The sequence below is a fragment of the Mycolicibacter sinensis genome (genome assembly GCF_001667945.1).
Classification (GTDB): Bacteria; Actinomycetota; Actinomycetes; order Mycobacteriales; family Mycobacteriaceae; genus Mycobacterium; species Mycobacterium sinense_B.
Genome location: NZ_LZJK01000046.1, coordinates 119,468 through 140,538, shown reverse-complemented (window position 1 = coordinate 140,538; position 21,071 = coordinate 119,468). Strand labels below are relative to the sequence as shown.

At 67.8% G+C, this 21,071-nt stretch carries 11 protein-coding genes; 4 read left to right on the top strand and 7 right to left on the bottom strand.

Going from position 1 to position 21,071, the window contains the following annotated elements:
- Positions 1–33 precede the first annotated feature (33 nt).
- The 5 genes from A5694_RS06045 to A5694_RS06025 all read right to left on the bottom strand — a co-directional run bounded on the left by A5694_RS06045 (position 34) and on the right by A5694_RS06025 (position 14,107).
- On the bottom strand, positions 34–4,146 hold the full coding sequence (locus A5694_RS06045) for an Eco57I restriction-modification methylase domain-containing protein (RefSeq protein ID WP_064920923.1): 4,113 nt from the start codon (positions 4,144–4,146) through the stop codon (positions 34–36).
- A complete protein-coding gene (locus tag A5694_RS06040; protein ID WP_082952528.1) occupies positions 4,143–7,043 on the bottom strand; it encodes a helicase-related protein in 2,901 nt (966 codons plus the stop codon). The genes A5694_RS06045 and A5694_RS06040 overlap by 4 nt, the downstream gene beginning before the upstream one ends.
- Positions 7,043–12,151, bottom strand: a complete 5,109-nt coding sequence (locus A5694_RS06035) for a DEAD/DEAH box helicase (protein WP_064920922.1) — start codon at positions 12,149–12,151, stop codon at positions 7,043–7,045. The genes A5694_RS06040 and A5694_RS06035 overlap by 1 nt, the downstream gene beginning before the upstream one ends.
- Positions 12,152–12,265: 114 nt before the next feature.
- Complete coding sequence (locus A5694_RS06030) at positions 12,266–13,393, bottom strand: endonuclease/exonuclease/phosphatase family protein (RefSeq protein WP_131809523.1); 1,128 nt, start codon at positions 13,391–13,393, stop codon at positions 12,266–12,268.
- A 63-nt stretch (positions 13,394–13,456) separates the two neighbouring features.
- Positions 13,457–14,107: a DUF5666 domain-containing protein gene (locus A5694_RS06025; protein WP_064920920.1), complete on the bottom strand. Its 651-nt coding sequence runs from the start codon at positions 14,105–14,107 to the stop codon at positions 13,457–13,459.
- A gap of 178 nt (positions 14,108–14,285) precedes the next feature.
- On the opposite strand from A5694_RS06025, the gene trxA reads away from it, so the two are divergent.
- From trxA to A5694_RS06005, 4 genes are all read left to right on the top strand, one after another.
- Positions 14,286–14,651, top strand: coding sequence for a thioredoxin (gene trxA / locus A5694_RS06020; protein WP_064920919.1), 366 nt, complete (start codon positions 14,286–14,288; stop codon positions 14,649–14,651).
- Positions 14,652–14,677: 26 nt separating this feature from the next.
- Positions 14,678–15,499 (top strand): enoyl-CoA hydratase, encoded by an 822-nt coding sequence (locus A5694_RS06015; protein ID WP_064920918.1) that lies wholly within the window; start codon positions 14,678–14,680, stop codon positions 15,497–15,499.
- A 23-nt stretch (positions 15,500–15,522) separates the two neighbouring features.
- Positions 15,523–17,160, top strand: a complete 1,638-nt coding sequence (locus A5694_RS06010; RefSeq protein WP_064920917.1) for an ABC-F family ATP-binding cassette domain-containing protein — start codon at positions 15,523–15,525, stop codon at positions 17,158–17,160.
- Positions 17,161–17,249: 89 nt separating this feature from the next.
- A complete protein-coding gene (locus tag A5694_RS06005) occupies positions 17,250–17,447 on the top strand; it encodes a helix-turn-helix domain-containing protein (RefSeq protein ID WP_064920916.1) in 198 nt (65 codons plus the stop codon).
- A 76-nt stretch (positions 17,448–17,523) separates the two neighbouring features.
- Here the strand turns inward: A5694_RS06005 and A5694_RS06000 are convergent, their stop codons facing one another.
- Positions 17,524–18,087, bottom strand: coding sequence for a TetR/AcrR family transcriptional regulator (locus A5694_RS06000; protein ID WP_064920915.1), 564 nt, complete (start codon positions 18,085–18,087; stop codon positions 17,524–17,526).
- A 23-nt stretch (positions 18,088–18,110) separates the two neighbouring features.
- Positions 18,111–20,906, bottom strand: coding sequence for an aconitate hydratase AcnA (gene acnA, locus A5694_RS05995; RefSeq protein WP_064920956.1), 2,796 nt, complete (start codon positions 20,904–20,906; stop codon positions 18,111–18,113).
- Positions 20,907–21,071 lie beyond the last annotated feature (165 nt).

The following is a 21,071-nucleotide window of genomic DNA, read 5'->3' as shown; positions in this document are numbered from 1 at the left end:
GATGTGAGCCGAAGGCGCGTGTCCTCAGAGACATCACGCCCCGAGGCGGTTCGGGTGACGTGGTCCTTGGCCGGCTGGGATGTCCGCCAAGGGTTTCCAGCCGGTGCCGCCGTTGGCGATGGCGGTTGCTATGCGGTCGTAGGCCTCGAGGACGAGGCGGCGGGTGCGGTACTCGCCGAAGTCGCGTTCCTCGTATTTGCGGACCACGAAGAACGAGTCGAGGACGTGCTCGGCCTCGTCGCGGCGCAGGCCGTAGATGTGCAGGAAAGCGGCATCCAGGTCGGCGCGCAGCAGGGCGCGGCGCTCGGAATCCCAGCGGAACGGCGGGCCATTGTCGCCGAGGTCTTTGGCGTAGGGCTGCAAACGCCACGAGGTGTACGAGAGTTCGAGGACGTAGGGGAGCAGCCAGTCGGCGAGAGAGGTGGTGGGGTGCCATGGCGCGGGGCGGGTGAAGTCGTCCGGTGTAGGGCAGGCGAATTGCTTAACGACGTTGTACGTCATGTGTGTCCCGCTGACCTTCTGGCGTACCAGATAGTCGAAGCAGAGACTGGTCCATGTTGCGTGCAAGACCGGGAGTCGTGAGTAATCAGGAGACATGACGATGGGAAACACGTGTCCGACCGCTGACATCGGAAACACTGACGGTACGAAAGTTCTCTCGTTGGTGACATTCGTTATGTCGCGCCAGCCAATGAGCCATTGGCGGTCCCACTGGCCTTTGAGCGCGGTGTCGACTTCGGATCGGCTCACCCAATACCTTGCCAGCGCCTCAAGGTTCGGATCGTCATGCTGCTCGTCGGTCAGCCTTGGGAGCATCCCTTTGTTTAGCTGAGCCCGGGTTGCATCGCGATAGGTGGAGAAGCGGTGATCGAAGTGGCTGAGCATCTTCGCTTCGTACAACGGCACGTATTCGGTGCCGTCCCGCACGTAGGACCAGTCGGTGAAAGTGGCGTCGGCGAGATCATCTGCGGTCTGGAACATGCCAGCGGCAGAGGACATATTGAACAAACCCTGGCTGAACGACAGGCTCCACGGGTTGCCGTCAGGTGCGCCGTCACGGATCAGCACCTGGTGGCGGGAGTAGATACCGAGGGTGATGTTGGCGTCAACGCGGGTGCGGAACATAGGCAGCGTTCCGGTGTTCGGGTTTAGGGCAAGAAGTTCGTCGGCAGCCAATTCAAAGCGTCGTTCCGGTATATCGGAGATCCGGCGGTTGAGAAATGCGAACCTAGTGCGTCCGACGGTGCGTCGAGTTCCGGTCATCACGGTCACCGCGAAGCGCACGCGGTTAGTGATGTCGGGGAAGAGTTTCGGAGCTTCGTTCTCAAAATCGTAGAACGCGTATAGCCGGTTCTTGCTCAGCGTGTCTTTGAAGAAGTCGGAGGTGTTCTTGTCAGTCGCGAGGCCAGTAGGGGTGATAATTCCAGCCGCACCGTGTGGGTCGGTCACAGTGCGCATGTTCTCAGCGAACACGCTGTAGGTGTTGATCTTGCCCTGTGCAGTCAAGGGGTAGCGGCCTCCGCGCACCAGGTGGTTGGTGGCATCGGATTGCCGCCGTGCAGCTTGGTAGAGCCCGAAAAGATCTGGTTCGGAGTCCTCCAGGTTGGCGATCAGCTTCTTACGTGCAGCCGCGTTGGGTGCGTTCTCGATGTCCCGGCGACCAAGGTTGCCGAAGAACTGTTCGTCTTCTAGCTGAAGCGTCTCCCACGGCGGGTTGCCGACCACGCAGGAGAATCCGCCGCTCCAACCGGTGGAGACCTCCGCGCTACCGTCGCCGGCGACGGTGAAGATGCCGGGGAACTCCAGGTGCCAGTGGAAGAACCGGTACTGGCGGGCCAGCGCGTCGATCTGTGCGACCACATCTGCCGGCACCGAATCCGGGTTCTCGGACAGGGCCCGCAGCGTCGCGTGGGTGATGCCGGGGCCCGAGCCGCCGGTTTTGGGTTGCACGAACGCCGCGCACCATGCGTCGGCGACGCGGGTGGCGGCGAGCAGTTCGGGGTCTTCTTCTAGCCTGCGCCACGCGTCGGCGCGGGCCCGCATCGCCGCGACCGAGATAGCGCTGCCGGCGTCGGCGTCCAGGGCGGCCTTGGTGAGTCGGTCGGTCGCCACGTCGAGGGTGTCGCCGTCCAGCGCCAGGGTGAGCTGGCTATCGGATTGGCGCTCGGTTTTGTTGCGGGCTTTGAGTTTCTTCGTCCAGTCGGGGTCGTCGTCACCGAGGGCGACGAACGCGGTGTCGGGGACGTTGTGGCGCAGCAACTCCGGGGTGGTGCCCAGCAAGGTGTTGCCGACCCGGAAGTGCGCGTCAAGGAACGCCGCCGGCCGGTCGGGGTCGAACGCTTCCAACCACAGCGCGACCTTGGTGATCTCGATGGCCAGGTCGTTGAGGTCCACCCCGTACACGCAGCGTTCGATGACATCGGCGGTGGCCGCCCGCAACTCTGCCGGGCTGGTTTCGGTCTCCCCGGTGCGGACGGTCGCCAGGGCGGTAGCGATGCGTCGGGCCGCCGCGACCACGAAATGCCCACTGCCACACGCCGGGTCGATCACGGTCAGCTCCAGCAGGGCGCGCTGTGGGTCGGGGCTGTTTACCGCCTCGGCGATCAGCGGGGCGAGTGCCTCATCCAGAACCAGGGCGATCAGCGCGGAGGGGGTGTAGTACGAGCCGGACTTCTTGCGGTCGCTGCCGGTGGCGGTCTCCAGGGTGAAGGTGCGGTCGTCGGCGTGATAGCGCGGCGTGTAGGCCAGCAGGCCCTCATACATGCCGCCGAGTTCCTCGCTGTCGAGGTTGCGGTAGTCCACCCGCCGCGGCGCCCCGGTGACCGGGTCGTCGATCTGGGCCAGAGCGCGCACCGCGGCCAGCAGGTGGCGGTTGGGCAGCACCGCACCGTCGAGCACAGCCAGCGCATCCCGGGCGAACATGCTCGCACCCAGGCCCGGCAGCCCCAGCCGGGGGAGTCCGTCGCCGGCCAGGGCGTCGGTGACGATCCGGTGCGCCGCCCACAAATCGGTGTGCCAGCCGCCGATCGGCTCAGTGGCCAGCCGGCGCAGCCGGGCGGTGGAGAAGTAGTCGGCGTAGAGCCGGCGGGCCGGCTCGGGGGTGTCGGCGGGGTGCAGCAGTTCGCGGTCCTCGACGACGAACAGCACGATCAGCCGGTAGGCGATGTGCAGCAGTGCCCGGTGCAGGTCCTTATCGGCGTCGGCTGCGGCGGCCAGGGTGTCGCGCAGCGCGGTGTTGGCCGGATGGGACACGAACCCGGTGCCCAACTCCTGCAGGGCGATTGCGACACCGTCGCGCAGGTTCAGCAGCGCCCGGGCGCCGTCGTCGATGGCGGTGGTGCGCCAGCGTTCCAGCAGGCAGTTGTCCAGTTTGGGGGTGGCCTGTTCCAGCTCGGCGTCCTCGTCGCCGGCATCCTCGGCGGTCTGCCGCGCGGCCTTGGCGGCTTTCTCGTCGAGGCGGGGGGCGAACCGGCTGGCGTGCACGGTCAAAAACAGCACCCGGAAGTCGGCGTAGAGCTGATCGGTGAAGATCGCGTCCAGGTCGAACTCGATGAATGACTGGCGGGTCAGCGCGGAGGCGTCGCGCAGCAGCCGCAGCACGCGTCCGTTGGACAGCACTCCCCACAGGGCGCGGTCCTCGCGGTTGAGGTAGTCCTGCAGCATGGCCTGCGGGGCGCGGGCGGTCACCCCGGGGGTCTTAGTGTCCAGGTCCACCCCGGCGCCGAGCAGGTGCAGCGGCGCCCAGGCCACCGGGTCGGCGGCGTCCGGCCACGAGACCCGGTGCGAGACCGGGAAGTGCGGGGCCTCGGTCTCACCCAGCCCGGGCGGCACCGCCAGCCCGCCGCTGATCACCTCGGGGCGGCCCCAGCCCAGCTCATAGAGCAGCGGCAGCAACCATTTGTCGCGGGTGAGTTTGGTGGCCGCGTCGCCGGCGGGCAGTTTCTCCAGTGCGGCATGCCATTTCGCGTGGGCGCCCAGCATGGCCTCCCAGGCGCGGGCGATCGCGGCGTTGATCGCCATACCCGGCGGCAGCTGGTAGTGCTCGGCGCTCTGGCCGGGCAGCCGCAGCTCGCCTGCCCGCGGAATGGCCTCGGCGGGCAGGGCGGTGCCGACGGTGCGGGCCGCGCGGAACACCGATGTGCTCATTGGGAACTCCCGTCGGGCAGGAAGACGTAGACGCCGAGCACGTCGGCGGGCGGCAGGAACTTCACCTTCGGTGTCTTGCCGCCGGTTTTGGCGGCGGCCCGCACCGCCTGATGTTCAGCGACCAGCGTCGCCGCGGCATCGGTGCCGGTGCTGGCGAGATGATCGGCCAAGGCGGTCAGCCGGTCCAGCGCGCGACCCAGCTGGGTGCGAGCCAGGGTGTCGTCGACGTTGCCGGACGGGCTCAGCGTCAGCAGCGCGTCGACCTCGGGTTGCGGCAGCCAGGTCAGCGTGTCGCCGCTGGCGGTGAACGCCACGAAGCGGGCCTCCTCGGCGACCTGGGTGACGGTGGTGGCCGCGCCGGGCAGGGTGATCTCGAGCCGGTGGCGCACCATCAGCAAGGTGGTCACCTTGGCGACCCCGTTGGTGCGCATTACCCCGGCGCGCCGGGCTGGGCGGCCCGTCGCATCGAGCCGGGCATCCAGCGCGGCGTCCAGCACGTAACGCGACAGCGCCTCCACGCACGTGTCGGTTCGGGTCAGCACGTGGTGGCCGGGCGGCACCGGAAGCGAGCGGTGGAAAGCCAGCGTGGCATTCCTGGTGGGCGGCAACTGGTCTCGTACCGCGGCCGGCAGGGTGTCGATGCGGGCGGTGAACCCGTCGGCGGTATCGCTGATCGGCGCCCCCAGCAGGGACAGCGCGGCGCGGGTGAAGGATTCGACGTCGGCCGGCCCGCCCAGGGCGCGGCGCACCTCGATCAGGGCCTGCTCGACGGTGTCGGGTTTGAGCCCGGCTTGGCGGAACCGTGACCGGGAGGCCTTCTCCCGTTCTGCGGCATCCGACCAGGCGACCTCGACCTGCTTGGCCAGGGACGCGGTGGTGGCCGCGGCGAGGTCCAGGGTGAGCTGTTCGGCGTCCTGGCCGCGCAGCAGCAGTGACTCCCAGATCGCTTTCATCACGGTGGCCGAGTCGACCGGGATCGGCACCGACACTCCGATGCTGCGTTTGATGTGTTCGTGGCGGCGGATCAGCACCTGCAGCACGATGCCGTCGATGCCGTTGTCCTCCCCGTAGTAGGTGACGGTGCGCACCACCGGGGCCTGCTGGCCGAACCGGTCGACGCGGCCCTCCCGCTGTTCGTGGCGGGTCGGGTTCCAGGCCAGGTCGTAGTGCACGACCGCGGTGAACCCGTCTTGCAGGTTGACGCCCTCGGACAGGCAGTCGGTGGCGATCAGCAGCCGCGGCCCGTCGTGTGCGGTCAACGCCGCCACCCGGGCTTCGCGTTCCTCCGGGGGCAGCGCGCCGGTTACCACGTCGATCCGCAGGCCCGGCACCTTGGCCAGGGCGGCACCCAGGTGTTCGCCCAGATAGTTGGCGGTGGGGATGAAGCGGCAGAACACGATCGGGTGGAACCCGTCGGCGATGAGGTCTTTGATCAGCGGGATGGCCCGTTTGAGCTTGGCGTCGCTGCGGGGTCCTTGCAATGCCGCCGCAGCTGCGGCCAACTCCCGCAGCCTCTTTCGGGCCTTGGTGTCGGGGCTGTCGTCGCCGGCGGTGGTGTCGGCACCGACGGTGACGTCTTCGGCCTCGGTCGTGTCGTCGAGATCGGAGTCCAGCACGCGGGGTTCGGCGTAGGCGTCGATGACGGCTTCGTCGTCGGTGTCGGCTTCCTCGATAATGGCGGCCGCTGCCGAGCGGTTGAGCAGGGTCTGTTCGGCGGCGGCCGGGCTGGAGGCCAGGCAGCGCAGCAGCGCGATCGCCGACCACCAGCGCACCCGCTGACGCACCGCGGGCAGCTTGGGGTCGGTGACCTGTTCGCGGACGTAATCCATCACGTCGTCGAACAACGCGCGGTAGCCGGCGGTGAGTTTGTAGGCGGTCTCACCGGTCTCCCGCTGCGGGAACGGGGTGTCCTCCTGAAATTCTCCGCGGAGGTACTCGCGGATGTCGGCGCGGCGACGCTGGACCATGAACTGCGCCAGCAGTTTCCGGTCGTCTTCGCGATCCTTGCCGGACAGGTCCGCCGGCAGCTCACCCAGCCGGTTGTCGAGCAGCCCGATCAAGTTCTGCCAGGCGGTGTCGTCGCCGCTGTGCGGGGTCGCGGTCAACAGCAACAGGTGACGACTCTTGTCGTCGGCGAGCTTGCGCAGCAGCGAATACCGCAGATGGGCCTGGGATGAGCGGGCTGTGCCGGCGGAGGCCACACAGGTGTGGGCCTCGTCGACGATCACCAATTCCGGGCAGTGCAGCGCGAACTCGTCACGGCGGGTCTTCTGTTTGATGAAGTCGGTGGAGATCACCAGGTGCGGATACTGCTGGTAGAGATTCGAGCCGAATGGCACCTTGCGGGTCAGCCGGTTCACCGTTGAGGGCAACAACAGTTCGGCCTCGATACCGAACTTGTGGCGTAACTCGCCCTGCCACTGCGGGGCCAGCTGCGGCGAGCACAGCACCACCAGGCGCTGCGCGTCACCGGTGGCCAGCAGTTCCGCGGCGATCAGGCCGGCCTCGACCGTCTTGCCGACGCCGACCGCGTCGGCGATCAACAGCCGCACCGTGTCCTGGCGGGCCGCCATCAGCAACGGCACCAGCTGATAGTTGCGTGGGGTGACCGCCAGCCGCGCGAACGAGCGGAACGGGCCACCGCTCGCCTGAAACGACAGCCGCAGCGCGTCCCGCAGCAGCCGGGCCCGGGTGGCGTCGCCGCGGTCGGCGACGGTGGGCGGGGTGAAGGTGGCCGCTGCAAAGTCGTCGATGCCGGGCAGCAGCACGGTGGTCTCGTCCTCGTGGCCGCCCAGTGGGCGGACCAGCAGGGTGCCGTCGGGGGAGCCGGGCAGCACCAGCCAGTCGCGGCCGCGGGCGGTCACCAGGGCGCCGGCCGGGTAGTCCAGGGTTGTCATCACAGCGCTTTCGGGGTGCCGAAGATGCCGCTGTGCTCGGTGAACGTCTTGAGCCAGCCGGCGTCGGCGTCCTGGTGGCCGAATCGCAGTACCAGCCAACCGGCTTCGTCTTCGAGCTTCATCCGGGCCTGCTCGTCCTTCTCGTGTTGATGGGCCGAATCGTGGACGGGGCCGTCGATGAACACCGCCACGTCCATGCCGCCGGTGTGGTAGGCGAAGTCGGGGCGCACGTAGTAGCCGTCGACGATCTGCTGCGCGTCGTCGGGGAGCCGGTAGCCGTGCTCGTCGAGCAGGGCCAGGAACCGGCGCTCCAGTTCGCTGTCGCATGCCGCCTTGAGCTTTTCCAGGTGCTCGGAGCGTTCCGCGCCGCCGGCGCCGACGGCGATGCTCGCGGTGGTGAGCCGGGTTAGGAGCTCTTGGACGCAGTGCCGGTCCAGGTGCTGGTGATCCCACTGGTTGGCGTACGACAGCAGGCAGTCATAGCAGGCCTGTGCACAGTCCTCGGTGGCGTGCGGTGCGCGTTGGCGGTCGTCGCCGGTGTCGGGGTCGAAGTGCAGGATCTCCAACGCTTTTCGGGCCACCGCGCGCAGCTGGCCGTCCTCGGTGGCCAGCCGGCGCAGCACTCCTGCGCCGCCCTCGGCGGCCTCGAAGAACAGCAGGCGCGACCAGGCCTGGTCCCCGGTGTTGCTGGGCAGGGCCTCGGCGGCCAGCTCGCTGTCCTCCAGCTGGTAGGTGGTTTCGATGCCGCGTTTGAGCGCGTAGGCGGCGGCCATGCGCTGCTCGGCGGGGATCGACGGATCCAGGTGCAGCAGCAGGGCGTTGCGGTGATCCTCAACGTGGGGGATCACCCGCTGGTAGCGCGGTGCCTCGCCGTGGATGTTCTTGTCCAGGTCGGCCTCACTGCACCAGCGGCCGTCCACGGTGTCGAGGACATGGCCGCGGATCTCCTTGTTCTTGCGGCGGCGCAGCCCGACGTTCATTCGCCGGATCAAAGCGGTGTCGCCGTAGGTCATGGTGCCCAGCTGGGTTCCGTCGGCGTTGATAGTGCTGGTGAGCTGTCCGGCGCGCTCACCGTGCGGCACGAACCGGATGCTGGTGACGATCTCATGCCCGGCGCGCTGCCGCTCCTCCTCGTCGGCGCTGATCCGGTCGCGGCGGCGGGTCTTGACCGACAGCAGCCGCATCATGTTGCTCAGGGTGTCCAGCGACGGGCTGCCGCAGTGCTGGCAGAGATCCACTGTGGTCGAGTCGTGCAGGTAACCGCAAGCGTCGCAGCGTTTGATCTCGGTGATCGACACCCCGGTGCCATCCTCGCGGGCGGGCAGGCTGACCCGGGTCACCTGGTAGCGGGCGCCCTCGTGGTAGATGAACGCGCCAGGCCCGAACTCGCTGATCGCGATGAACCGCGGCCGCTGGATGAAGTCGCCCTCACCGTTGCGGGTGCGCCGCTCGGCGGGGATGAACGCCGACAGCGGCAACCGCGGGAAGGAGTAGCCGGGCAAGAACCCTTCGGAGGCGAAATAGCGGTAGGTGTAGAAGTCGCCCTGCATGATGTCGTCGACCTGGCCCTTGAGCAGGTCGAGGGCGGCGCGGGCTTCCGAGATCCGGCCTCGGGCACGCTGTTTGGATGCCTCCGAGGCGCCGATGGTCTTCAGCGTGGTATTGGCGTTATCCAATTCGGTCTGTGCGTCGTGGTACAGACCCCGCCAGCGGTCGGCGGCCCGGTCGAAGCGCGTCGCGGCATGATCGACGGTCTCGGTGACCCAGCTCGGCGACCACCACGGCGCGGTCATGACCTCGCTGGTGGCCGACAGCACTTTGGTGATCGCGTCAATGGCCGCCGCGCGGCTGGTGGCCGACTCGATGGTTGCCAGCACTTCGGGGCGCAGCGGCTGGCCGGGCTGGTCGATATCGAGCAGATCGACCATGCTGACCTTGAGGTCGAGTCCACAGTTGACCAGCCAGATGGCATGCGCGTGGGCGCGCACCAGGTCCTGGTTGCCCAATTCCAGCCGCGGAGGAGCGACTGCGCCGGCGACCATGTCCTGGCTGCGCCGGAAGTAGTAGGCGTCGTGGGCGTTTCCGGTGGCGCAGTAGGTGAAGGCAATCGCGGGTTGTCCCGACCGCCCGGCGCGGCCGGACCGCTGCGCGTAGTTCGCCGGGGTCGGCGGGACGTTGCGCATCCCGACGACGTTGAGGCTGTTGATGTCGACGCCGAGCTCCATGGTGGGGGAGCAGTACAGCACCGGAAGCCGGGCCGCACCGAACTCTTCCTCACGGTGCTGCCGCTTGGCCGGTTCGACCTGGGCGGTGTGTTCGCGGGCCTCCAACCCGACCAACCCTTGAGCGGTTTCGGCGTAGAGATCGCGGAAGTACGGGTTCACCCGACCCTCGGTTTGGTTGCCGCGCAACGGGTCCGGTGCGCGATGTGCGCCGGCGCCGGGATGCCATTCGATGAAGTCGGCGCGCACCCGATATCCGGTCGGGCGTTTCGGGTGCTTGACCCGCGCCAGGATCCCGGCCGTTGCCAGCGCCTCCATCAGCTGCTCGATGATCAATTGGGCGTCATCGGTCTTAATCGGCTGCGTGTGCGCGGGAAAGCGGTTGGGCCGCCGCAACCAGCGGCCATAGGCACCCAGCCCGGACAGGTAGAGGTCGGCGCCGGTTCCCGCCGTCTTCGGCCGGCCGCCCGGGTAGGCGGTCCCGGCATAGGTGCCGTTCTCTTCGGAGATCGCCCACGGGTCTTTGAGCCACTCCCGGCTGGTGCGGCGCATCGCGTCGAACTTGTCCTCGGTGAGGAACTCGGTTTCGATGCACAGGTTTCGGCGCAGCTCGTCGAGCAACACGTGTGTCAGCTCGCGGCGGATCTCGGGGCTTGCGCTCGCCAGCGGCTCACCGCGGCTCGACCACTTCGAGTTGTCGGCCGCCAGTGCGTCCAGCCCCTCGTAGGCCAACCGCAGTTGGCCGGTCTGCTCCAGGTTGGGCATGGTGATACGCCAGCCGCGCTTGAGGTCGGCCCACAGGCGGTAGCTGACCACGTCACGCAGGGCGCGAGCGATCTTCTTGCGCGGGCCCGGCTCGTCGGCGGTGTCCTCATCGCGGGCGAAGAACTTCAAACCGGTGCCGCCGAGTGCGGTGACGACCGTCGGCCCGAGGTCCTCGTCGGTGAGCGGGCCCTGGTGATCGCGCGCCGCACGATACAGCGCCGACCGGATCAGCCCGACCAGCACGAAGTCGTTGAAGTGACCGGCCTGCAGGCTGGCGTCTTGGCGATTGTCGCTGAACGCCAAGAACTTTCGGGCCACGTCGTCGAGATCGGTTTCTTGGCGCAGGGCACGCACCACCGACTGCGACAACACGGTGACCGCGCTGGCGCGGCCCTCGGTGCCCAGGCTGGCGACCCGGGAGAACTCAGACTGCCGCACGCTTTCGTAGCTGGTCTTACACGACGGGCAGAAGTGCAGGCGTTCGAAGAACGCGACCGGCATGCCGTCGTCGGTGATCGTGCCGTATGCGTCGACCCGCAATGACGTGGGCAGTTTCGATTCGCGGGCTTTGTCGAGGACCCGGCCCGCCCCGGTGTCGACCACCCAGTCATCGGGTACCAACTTGAGCAGCGCCGGGTCGCGGGGATCGGGCCACGGGGTTTCGGTGAGGTAGAGCAGTCCTTCGGCGTCGGGCTCCTCGGCCAGATCGGAGCGCAGGGTGCGCGGGCTGAAGTTCTCACCGCCGCGCTCCCGGTTGACCACCAGGAAGTCCTGGCCGCATTCGCGGCAGAACGCCAACGGGAACAGCGGTTGCCCCGGCGGGCGGCCCGGTGCGCTGCGCTGGTACTGGGTGGTCAGATGCCGGGTGGCGGGCGGCTCCAAGGTGGTGTAGACGGTGTCGCCCTTGCCGATGAACTGGTGCAGTTTGAACGCGAACAGGGTGCGGCCCTGCGGGTCTCGGGCACGCGAGCCGGCCAGCAGCAGCTCTTGCAGCTTCGCGTGGCAGATCTGCTCGTTGACGCCGGTGTCGGCGCTGAGCTGCTTGGCGGCGTCGGTGAGTTTGGACGGCGTTCGGCGGGTGAGGTTGCCCTCGTCGTCTTCTTTCAGGCCGAAATGGTGTTCGATCCAGACCGCCAGCGGATCGGCTCGAAGCTCGTCCCACGAGGTCGGTGCGGGCTGGTTGAGCCGCCGTTGCAGGGCGGGCGGTTCGGCTTCCCCGTTGGTGGCGCGCCGCAGGGTCTCGCCGATGATGTTGCCGGCGGGGATCTGCACGCCGAAGATGCGGGTGGCCAGCTCGGCGACCTGCTGGCGCTGTTCGGCCTTGGTGCCCGGTCCGGCGAGTGTCGCACTGGTCCCGATGCACTGCATCGCGTCGGTGGCGACCGCACCGCGCAGCCGGCGGATCAGCATCGCCACATCGGCACCCTGGCGGCCCCGGTATGTGTGCAGCTCGTCGAGCACCAGAAACGACAGCCTCTCGGCGCTGGCGATCAGCGCCTGGCGCTCCCGCGGGCGGGTGAGCATCAGCTCGAGCATCACGTAGTTGGTCAGCAGGATGTCGGGGGGATTTTTGAGCGTCTCCTCGCGCTCATCCCGGTTCTCCTGGCCGGTGTAGCGCTTGAAGGTCACCTTCGGGTTGGTGGTGCCGAGGAACTTCTCCAACTCGTTGCACTGGCTATTGGCCAGGGCGTTCATCGGGTAGACAACGATGGCCCGCACACCCTTGCCGGATCCCTCGCGCAGCACCCGGTCGACGATCGGCACGATGTAGGACATCGACTTGCCCGACCCGGTGCCGGTGGTCAGTACGTAAGACTCGCGGCGGTTGGCGATTTCGAAGGCATCGGTCTGGTGGCGATGGAAGGTGATCGGCTGGCCGCTCGGAGCCCGGAAAACGGTCTCGGTGTCGGAGTGCAGCACCTGCCGCTTGACCAACTCACCGACCGTGCCACCGGACTCGAACGCCGGGTTCAGTGCCAGCCACGGCTCCGGCCAGAGCAACCCGTCCGCTATCTCCGACTCGACCTTGGTGCGGATCTGGTCGTCCTTGATCTCCAGAAAACCCGTGACGAAATTCCGATAGTCGTTCAGCACCTCATCGAGGACACCGAACGCGTCCATGACACCTCCTGCCAGCACACCGGACCCACGATCGAGCCGACCATACTGGCCCGGTCCGACAAATGGAACGTTAGTTCAACTTTTGTGGCTTCGTGGGGTGAAGTCAGGTACCGGTTAACGCCTCTTAGCGCTGTAGTCCCGGAGTCGACGCGCCACCGCCGACGGAAGAGCGTTGATGTCGATCGGGGGCTTCCGCCAGCAATGATCGAGCATTCGAACCCCGGTCGAGCCGTCTTGAAGCACCCGCGGCCCCCAGATTCTGACCTCGGCCAGGTGGCCGCCGGACCACGTGGCGGTGAAATAACTGGGGCGGAACGCTTGGGTCAAGGGCTTGCCGTCGTTGCCGCAGATCATGTCGTCGAGTTCGCCGGCCGCGAGGTCGAAGTGACCCTGGTGTGTTCCGGTCATCCTTGTCTCCTGTTGTGGCGGCGTCGGTTCGGGCGGTTCAACCGGTGACCGCACGGTGGTCGCCTCGACGGCGGCGCGGGCGGTACCGCGTGGCGTCACCCGGAGGTCGACGGTCATCGGCGGGTGATCGCTGTAGGCGAGCCACTCGGTGTGGGTGCCCGTGGTGACCTCGTCAATCGCCTCGGCGGGGCAGACGAAGGTGTAGTCGACGTGGTAGGGCTTGTCGATGTTGCGGGTCCACCACAGGGTGGGGTGCGCCTCGGTGCCGGGCACGCAACTGTGCTGGTGGTGGTAGGCGCTGACCAGTCCGCGCGATTGCAGCTGATCCATGAAGTCGCCGAATCTGACCGTGCCGCCGGGCTTGTCCCAGTAGACGGAATTGTTGAAGTCGCCACTGATGACGGTCAAATCCGCGGGCCCAGAAAGGAATTCGGCATAGTGCTGCATAGAGGCGCGGCAGGCGCCCAATTTTCGGGCGCTGTCGTGCCCGCGGCCGCGGTGGTTCATGTCCCAGACCGCGAGCATCCGAAGGTGGACGGGGCCTTCGACGTGCAGCGGCATCACCCACTGATAGCCGGGGTCGTAAGAGTCGTCGATCCGCAACGTCCAGTCACCGAAGGCGGCGACCAGCAGCCCTTTGTTGGGACTGGCGCCGATCCACTGCATCGAGGTGACGCCGACAGCTGCTAACGCATCGCCGACCCGATCCGGGTGCGCTGACTCCGGCAGCACCGCGATGTCGGGCGCCAAGGTCTTTACGAGATGGGCTTTGGCATGCAGCGCCATCGCCACGTTCCACTCGACGAGTCGTACAACGCGCGCATTACCAGTCACGCCGCGAAACACTGCCATGCGGCACTGACAAAGCGCCGCAAATCAGCAGCCCGAGTTGGCCGGCTACACCGCCGGCTCGGGGCATGCGTCGCCGTCGGGTGCCCACACACTGACCCGCGTGGCCTGCAGCACGCCGTCGCCGTCGCGGGTGCCGCGGGCGGCGACGCACTTGCCGGCGCTGATCACCCCGGCGCCGACGGTGACCATCCTGCGCAGGTGGGTGTCGTCGGTGACCGTCACGGTGGTGGTCTGCCCGCTGGCGCCGGTGACGGTGACCGTGTTGCCGGCCACGGAGTCGACGACACCGCGGACGCCGCGATGCGGTGCCGGCGGTGCGGGGGCGTCGGCGCCGCCGGGCCGCTGCGGGCACTTGCCGTCGACCGGGGCGCTGATCGCCACCCATTTCGCGGAGATCGCACCGCTGTCGGCCGGGGCGCTGTCCAGGGTGGCACCGGCCCGGATGCAGGTGCCTGCGGTGATCTCGCCCAGCTGCGCGGGCACCGGCTCGACGATGCGGGTGGCGTCGGTGAAGGCCACCGTGGTGGCGCCGGCCGGGCGGGCGACCTCGAAGGTGTTGCCGGAGACCGAGGTGACCGGGCCGATCACCCGGTCGCCCTCGGCGTGGGCCGCTGCCGGGACGAACAGCGCGGCGCCGAACACGGCGGCGGCGCCGGCGAGGGCGTAGATCGCGGGGGTGCTGGGGCGGGCGGACATCAGCAGTTCTCCGATCGTCGACGTCGGCGGCGACGGTGCCGCCGACAGGTAGCTACCACCGTCAATGGCCGAGTTAGCGCACAGCTAGCTCTGTGCTGTGTGCCCGCTGTGTAAGCGTCTCGGTCTTTGCCCGGCCGGGGCCGGGAACACCGCGGGAAGCCCGGGCGTTGGGCCAATCATGGCAACTCAAGACTTAACTGCAGCGAAATTCGAAGAAACCATCGCCGACAACGACATCGTGCTGGTCGACTTCTGGGCCTCCTGGTGCGGGCCGTGCAAATCCTTCGCGCCGACGTTCGAGTCCGCCTCCGACAAGCACCCCGACGTGGTGTTCGCCAAGGTCGACACCGAGGCCGAGCAGCAACTGGCGGCCGCCGCCCAGATCCGCTCCATCCCCACCCTGATGGCGTTCAAGAAGGGCACCTTGGTGTTCAACCAGGCCGGCGCGCTGCCGCCGGCGGCGTTGGAGCACTTGGTTCAACAGGTCAAGGATCTCGACGTCGAGGCCGCCCTGGCCGCGCAGGACAAGCCCGAACAGGCCTGATGCGTCGCACGCGATAGCGTGCAACGGTGAGCACCGCATCCCAATTCGTCCTTGTCGAACGTCCGCGTCCGCAGGTCGCGCTGATCACGCTCAACCGCCCGGAGCGGATGAACTCGATGGCGTTCGACGTGATGGTGCCGCTGCGTGATGCGCTGGCGGAGATCAGCTACGACAACGCGGTTCGGGTGGTGGTGCTGACCGGCGCGGGGCGGGGATTCTCCTCGGGCGCCGACCACAAATCGGCCGGTTCGGTGCCGCACGTGGCCGGACTGACCCGGCCGAGTTTCGGGCTGCGGTCGATGGAACTGCTCGACGACATCATCTTGGCGTTGCGGCGCCTGCACCAGCCGGTGATCGCCGCGGTCAACGGCGCGGCCATCGGCGGCGGCCTGTGCCTGGCACTGGCGGCCGACATCCGGGTCGCCGCGGCGGGCGCCTATTTCCGGGCGGCCGGGATCAACAACGGCCTGACCGCCAGCGAACTGGGCCTGAGCTACCTGCTGCCCAGGGCGATCGGGGCCTCGCGCGCGTTCGAGATCATGCTCACCGGCCGCGACGTCGACGCCGCCGAGGCCGAGCGGATCGGCCTGGTCTCCCGGGTGGTGGACGGCCCGGATCTGCTGGACACCTGCTACGAGCTGGCCGAGCGGATCGCGGGATTCTCCCGGCCGGGCACCGAACTGACCAAGCGGACGCTGTGGAGCGGACTCGATGCCGGTAGTCTGGAGGGGCACATGCAGGCCGAGGGGCTTGGACAGCTCTATGTGCGCCTGTTGACCAGCAACTTCGAGGAAGCCGTCGCTGCGCGCGCCGAGAAGCGCCCACCGGTCTTCACCGACGACAAGTAATCGATTCAGGAGAATGCGCGCCCGTGATCACCGCTACGGACCTGGAGGTCCGCGCCGGAGCGCGCACCCTGCTCGACTCGGTCGGCTCGGTGCTGCGGGTGCAACCCGGCGACCGGATCGGCCTGGTCGGCCGCAACGGCGCCGGCAAGACCACCACGCTGCGCATCCTCGCCGGTGAAGGCGAGCCCTACGCGGGCACCATCACCCGTACCGGCGAGATCGGCTATCTGCCGCAGGATCCCCGCGAAGGCAATCTCGACGTCCTGGCCCGCGACCGGGTGCTGTCGGCCCGCGGCCTGGATGCGATCTTGGCCGACTTGGAGAAGCAGCAGGTGTTGATGGCCGAGGTCGTCGACGACGCCGAACGGGACCGCGCCATCCGCCGCTACGGCCAACTCGAGGAGCGGTTCGCCGCACTGGGCGGTTATGCGGCCGAGAGCGAAGCGGGCCGGATCTGCACCAGCCTGGGCTTGCCCGAGCGGGTGCTGACGCAACCGCTGCGCACCCTGTCCGGCGGCCAACGGCGGCGGGTGGAGCTGGCTCGCATCCTGTTCGCCGCCGGCGAAGGGGGTTCCGGCGGCGCCGGTTCGAGCACCACCTTGCTGCTCGACGAACCGACCAACCACCTGGACGCCGATTCGATCGGCTGGCTGCGCGACTTCTTGAAGGGCCACAGCGGGGGACTGGTGCTGATCAGTCACGACGTGGATCTGCTGGCCGACGTGGTCAATCGGGTCTGGTTCCTCGATGCGGTGCGTGGCGAGGCCGACGTCTACAACATGGGCTGGCAGAAGTACCTCGACGCCCGGGCCACCGATGAACAGCGGCGCCGCCGGGAACGCGCCAACGCCGAACGCAAGGCCTCGGCGCTGCGCACCCAGGCCGCCAAGATGGGCGCGAAAGCGACCAAAGCCGTTGCGGCGCAGAACATGTTGCGACGCGCTGACCGGTTGATGGCCGCGCTGGACGAGGAACGCGTGGCCGACAAGGTCGCCCGGATCAAATTCCCGACCCCGGCCGCGTGCGGGAAGACTCCGCTGATGGCCAGCGGCCTGACCAAGACCTACGGATCGCTGGAGGTGTTCAGCGGCGTGGACCTGGCCATCGACCGGGGATCGCGGGTGGTGGTCCTGGGCCTCAACGGCGCCGGCAAGACCACGCTGCTGCGCGTGCTGGCCGGCGTGGAAACCCCCGATACCGGTCAACTCGAGCCCGGATTCGGTTGCAAGATCGGCTATTTCGCCCAGGAGCACGACACGATCGACAACGCGGCCACGGTGTGGGAGAACATCCGGCACGCCGCACCTGACACCGGCGAACAGGATCTGCGTGGCCTGCTGGGCGCGTTCATGTTCACCGGGCCGCAGTTGGAGCAGCCGGCCGGAACGCTGTCCGGCGGCGAGAAGACCCGACTGGCGTTGGCCGGGCTGGTGGCCTCGACCGCGAACGTGCTGTTGCTCGACGAGCCGACCAACAACCTCGATCCCGCCTCGCGGGAGCAGGTGCTCGACGCGCTGCGCAGCTATCAAGGCGCGGTCGTACTGGTCACCCACGACCCGGGGGCGGCCGAGGCGCTCGACCCGCAGCGGGTGGTGTTATTGCCCGACGGCACCGAGGACCACTGGTCGGAGGAGTACCGCGACTTGATCGAGTTGGCATAGCAAGGCCGCATTTCGGCCAAAGCCGCCCGGTATCGCCGAGGCCTTCTTACGCTGAACCCGTTGGGTCGGCGAGGGGATGGTGAGGGGACGTGGCGACGACGAAGCCGGACAAGGCGCGCGATCGACAGCTGGTCGAATTGCGCAACGCCTACGAACGGGGGGCCAGCATCCGAAGCCTGGTGGCGTCTACCGGGCGGTCGTACGGATCGGTACACAGCATGCTGCGGGAGTCGGGTGTGGCGATGCGCAGCCGCGGGGGACCCAACCACCGCACCCGTTCGCGCTAAGCGAGCGTGTAACCACTGCGATTTCGCGGCAATTTTTTCGCAGCGGGTGCACGTTCGGCCGATGTCGGGGTCGAAATCAGCGCTGCCGCACCGAGTCCTCGACCAGATCGAGGACCGCGGACAGCCGCTGGGGATCCTCGCCGGAGGCCAGCCGTGCCACCAGGCCGTCGAGCACCAGGTCCAGATAGGTGTGCAGCACGTCGGCCGGAACGTCGTCGCGCAGCCGGCCGGCCTGCTTCTGGCGCTGCAGCCGATCCGTTGTGGCAGCGGACAATTCGGCTGACCGCTCCGCCCAGCCCCGGCTGAACTCCGGGTCGTGGCGCAGCTTGCGGGCAATCTCCAGGCGGGTGGCCAGCCAGTCGAACTGCTCAGGCGCGGCCAGCATGTCCCGCATCACGCCGATCAGGCCCTCACGTGAGGCGACGTCGGCCATCCGCTCGGCGTCCTCACGGGCCAGCTCGAAGAACAACGTGTCCTTGTCGCGGAAGTGATGGAAGATCGCCCCCCGCGACAGCCCGACCGTCTGCTCCAGCCGGCGCACCGTGGCCCCGTCGTAGCCGTAGGCGGCGAAGCACCGGCGCGCGCCGTCAAGGATCTGGCGACGCCGGGCCGCCAGGTGGTCCTCGCTGACCCTGGGCATCAGCAGTTCGCCGACTACGCGGGCTACTTGTTGGCCTTGAGCATGTTGCGCAGCACGTACTGCAGGATGCCGCCGTTGCGGTAGTAGTCGGCCTCACCGGGGGTGTCGATGCGCACCACGGCGTCGAACTCGACAGCACTACCGTCGGCCTTGGTGGCCTTGACGTGCACCGTCTTCGGGGTCTTGCCCTTGTTGAGTTCTTCGATACCGGTGATGTCGTACACCTCGGTGCCATCGAGCTTGAGCGACGCCGCGGACTCCCCGGCCGGGAACTGCAGCGGGATCACGCCCATGCCGATCAGGTTGGAGCGGTGGATGCGCTCGAACGACTCGGTGATCACCGCGCGCACCCCCAACAGCACCGTGCCCTTGGCCGCCCAGTCACGCGACGAACCGGAGCCGTACTCCTTGCCGCCCAGCACCACCAGCGGGATGTTCTGCGCCGCATAGTTCTGCGCGGCGTCGAAGATGAACGCCTGCGGTCCGCCGTCGACGGTGAAGTCGCGGGTGTAGCCGCCGGACACATCGTCGAGCAACTGGTTGCGCAGCCGGATGTTGGCGAACGTGCCGCGGATCATCACCTCGTGGTTGCCGCGCCGCGAGCCCAGGGAGTTGAAGTCCTTGGGGGAGACGCCGTTGGCCTCCAGATACTGGGCGGCCGGGGTGCCCTTCTTGATCGCACCGGCCGGGCTGATGTGGTCGGTGGTGACCGAATCACCCAGCAGCGCAAGCACTCGGGCGCCGGTGATGTCGGCGACCGGGGTCGGTTCGGCGGGCATGCCGTCGAAGTACGGCGCCTTGCGCACATACGTCGACTTCTCGTCCCAGGCGAAGGTGTTGCCCTCCGGGGTAGGCAGCGAACGCCAGCGCTCGTCGCCCTTGAACACATCGGCATACGAGCTGGCGAACATGTCCCGGTCGATCGAGGAGGCGATGGTCTCCTGGATCTCGGCGGTGGACGGCCAGATGTCCTTCAAGAACACGTCGTTGCCGTCGGTGTCCTGACCCAGCGGCTCGGTGGCGAAGTCGAAGTCCATGGTTCCGGCGATGGCGTAGGCGATGACCAGCGGCGGGGAGGCCAGGTAGTTCATCTTCACGTCCGGCTGGATGCGGCCCTCGAAGTTGCGGTTGCCCGACAGCACCGCCGTCACCGACAGGTCGTTGTCGTTGATCGCCTTGGAGATCTCCTCGGGCAGCGGGCCGGTGTTGCCGATGCAGGTGGTGCAGCCGTAACCGCCCAGGTAGAAGCCGAGCTTCTCCAGGTACGGCCACAGGCCGGCCTTGTTGTAGTAGTCGGTGACCACCTGCGAGCCGGGTGCCATGTTGGTCTTGACCCACGGCTTGGAGGTCAGGCCCTTCTCGACAGCCTTCTTGGCCAGCAGCGCCGCACCCAGCATCACCTCGGGGTTGGAGGTATTGGTGCACGAGGTGATGCCCGCCACCACGACGGCGCCGTGGTCGAGGATGAAGTCACCGCGGTCGGCCGAGGACACTTTGACCGGCTTGCTGGGCCGGCCGCTGCAGTTCTGCGCCGCCGAGGGCACTGCCGCGTCGTCGTCGGCGAACGACAGCACCGCCGGGTCCGATGCCGGGAACGACTCTTCGACCGCCTCGTCGAGCTGGCTGTGCGGGGCGTCGCTGTCCTCACCCACGTAGTTGTGAATGTCCTTGCGGAACGCGGTTTTGGCATCCGAGAGCTCGATGCGGTCCTGCGGGCGCTTGGGGCCGGCGATCGAGGGGACGACGGTGCCCAGGTCCAGCTCGATGTACTCGGAGTAGGCCGGCTCGCGCGCCGGGTCGTGCCACATGCCCTGGGCCTTGGCGTAGGCCTCCACCAGGGCCAGCTGCTGCTCGCTGCGTCCGGTCAGCCGCAGGTAGTTGATGGTCTCTTCGTCGATCGGGAAAATCGCTGCGGTGGAACCGAATTCGGGGCTCATGTTGCCCAGGGTGGCGCGGTTGGCCAGCGGCACCTCGGCCACGCCCTTGCCGTAGAACTCGACGAACTTGCCCACCACCCCGTGGCGGCGCAGCATGTCGGTGACGGTCAGCACCACGTCGGTGGCGGTCACGCCGGGCTGGATCTCACCGGTCAGTTTGAACCCGACCACCCGGGGGATCAGCATCGACACCGGCTGGCCCAGCATGGCGGCCTCGGCCTCGATGCCACCCACGCCCCAGCCCAGCACGCCCAGGCCGTTGACCATGGTGGTGTGGCTGTCGGTGCCCACGCAGGTGTCGGGGTAGGCGACCCCGTCGCGCACCATCACGGTGCGGGCCAGGTACTCGATGTTGACCTGGTGCACGATGCCGGTGCCCGGCGGGACCACCTTGAAGTCGTCGAAGGCGCCCTGGCCCCAACGCAGGAACTGGTAGCGCTCGCCGTTGCGCTGGTACTCCAGTTCCACGTTGCGCTCGAAGGCGTCGGCGCGACCGAAGACGTCCAGGATCACCGAGTGGTCGATCACCAGCTCGGCCGGGGCCAGCGGGTTGACCTTCTCGGGGTCACCGCCCAGCGCCGCGACGGCCTCGCGCATGGTGGCCAGGTCGACGATGCAGGGCACGCCGGTGAAGTCCTGCATGACCACCCGCGCCGGGGTGAACTGGATCTCCACGCTGGGCTCGGCCTGCGGATCCCAGCTGGCGATCGCGTTGATGTGGTCCTTGGTGATGTTGGCGCCGTCCTCGGTGCGCAGCAGGTTCTCGGCCAGCACCTTGAGGCTGTAGGGGAGTTTCTCGGTGCCGGGGACGGCGTCGAGGCGGTAGATCTGATAGTCCTCGTCACCCACGGTGAGGGTGTCGCGGGCTCCGAACGAATTCAGCGAATCTGTGCTGGTCACTTCAACTCCCCGAGATTGAGTTCTCCTGCGTCGACGGGTCCGCGCCGACGGGCGCGATAACTCTAACAGTACGATTGTCCTGTATAAAGTAAGGTTTACCTCACCTCGAGCGTGGTTGATACCGTCATCCCTCGTGACCACCCTGCA

Coding starts and splice junctions, on each gene's coding strand:
- A5694_RS06045 (WP_064920923.1), bottom strand. CDS start 4,146: ATGAGCACATCGGTGTTCCGCGCGGCCCGCACCGTCGGCACCGCCCTG.
- A5694_RS06025 (WP_064920920.1), bottom strand. CDS start 14,107: ATGTCCGCCCGCCCCAGCACCCCCGCGATCTACGCCCTCGCCGGCGCC.
- A5694_RS06035 (WP_064920922.1), bottom strand. CDS start 12,151: ATGGACGCGTTCGGTGTCCTCGATGAGGTGCTGAACGACTATCGGAAT.
- trxA (WP_064920919.1), top strand. CDS start 14,286: ATGGCAACTCAAGACTTAACTGCAGCGAAATTCGAAGAAACCATCGCC.
- A5694_RS06000 (WP_064920915.1), bottom strand. CDS start 18,087: ATGCCCAGGGTCAGCGAGGACCACCTGGCGGCCCGGCGTCGCCAGATC.
- A5694_RS06040 (WP_082952528.1), bottom strand. CDS start 7,043: ATGACAACCCTGGACTACCCGGCCGGCGCCCTGGTGACCGCCCGCGGC.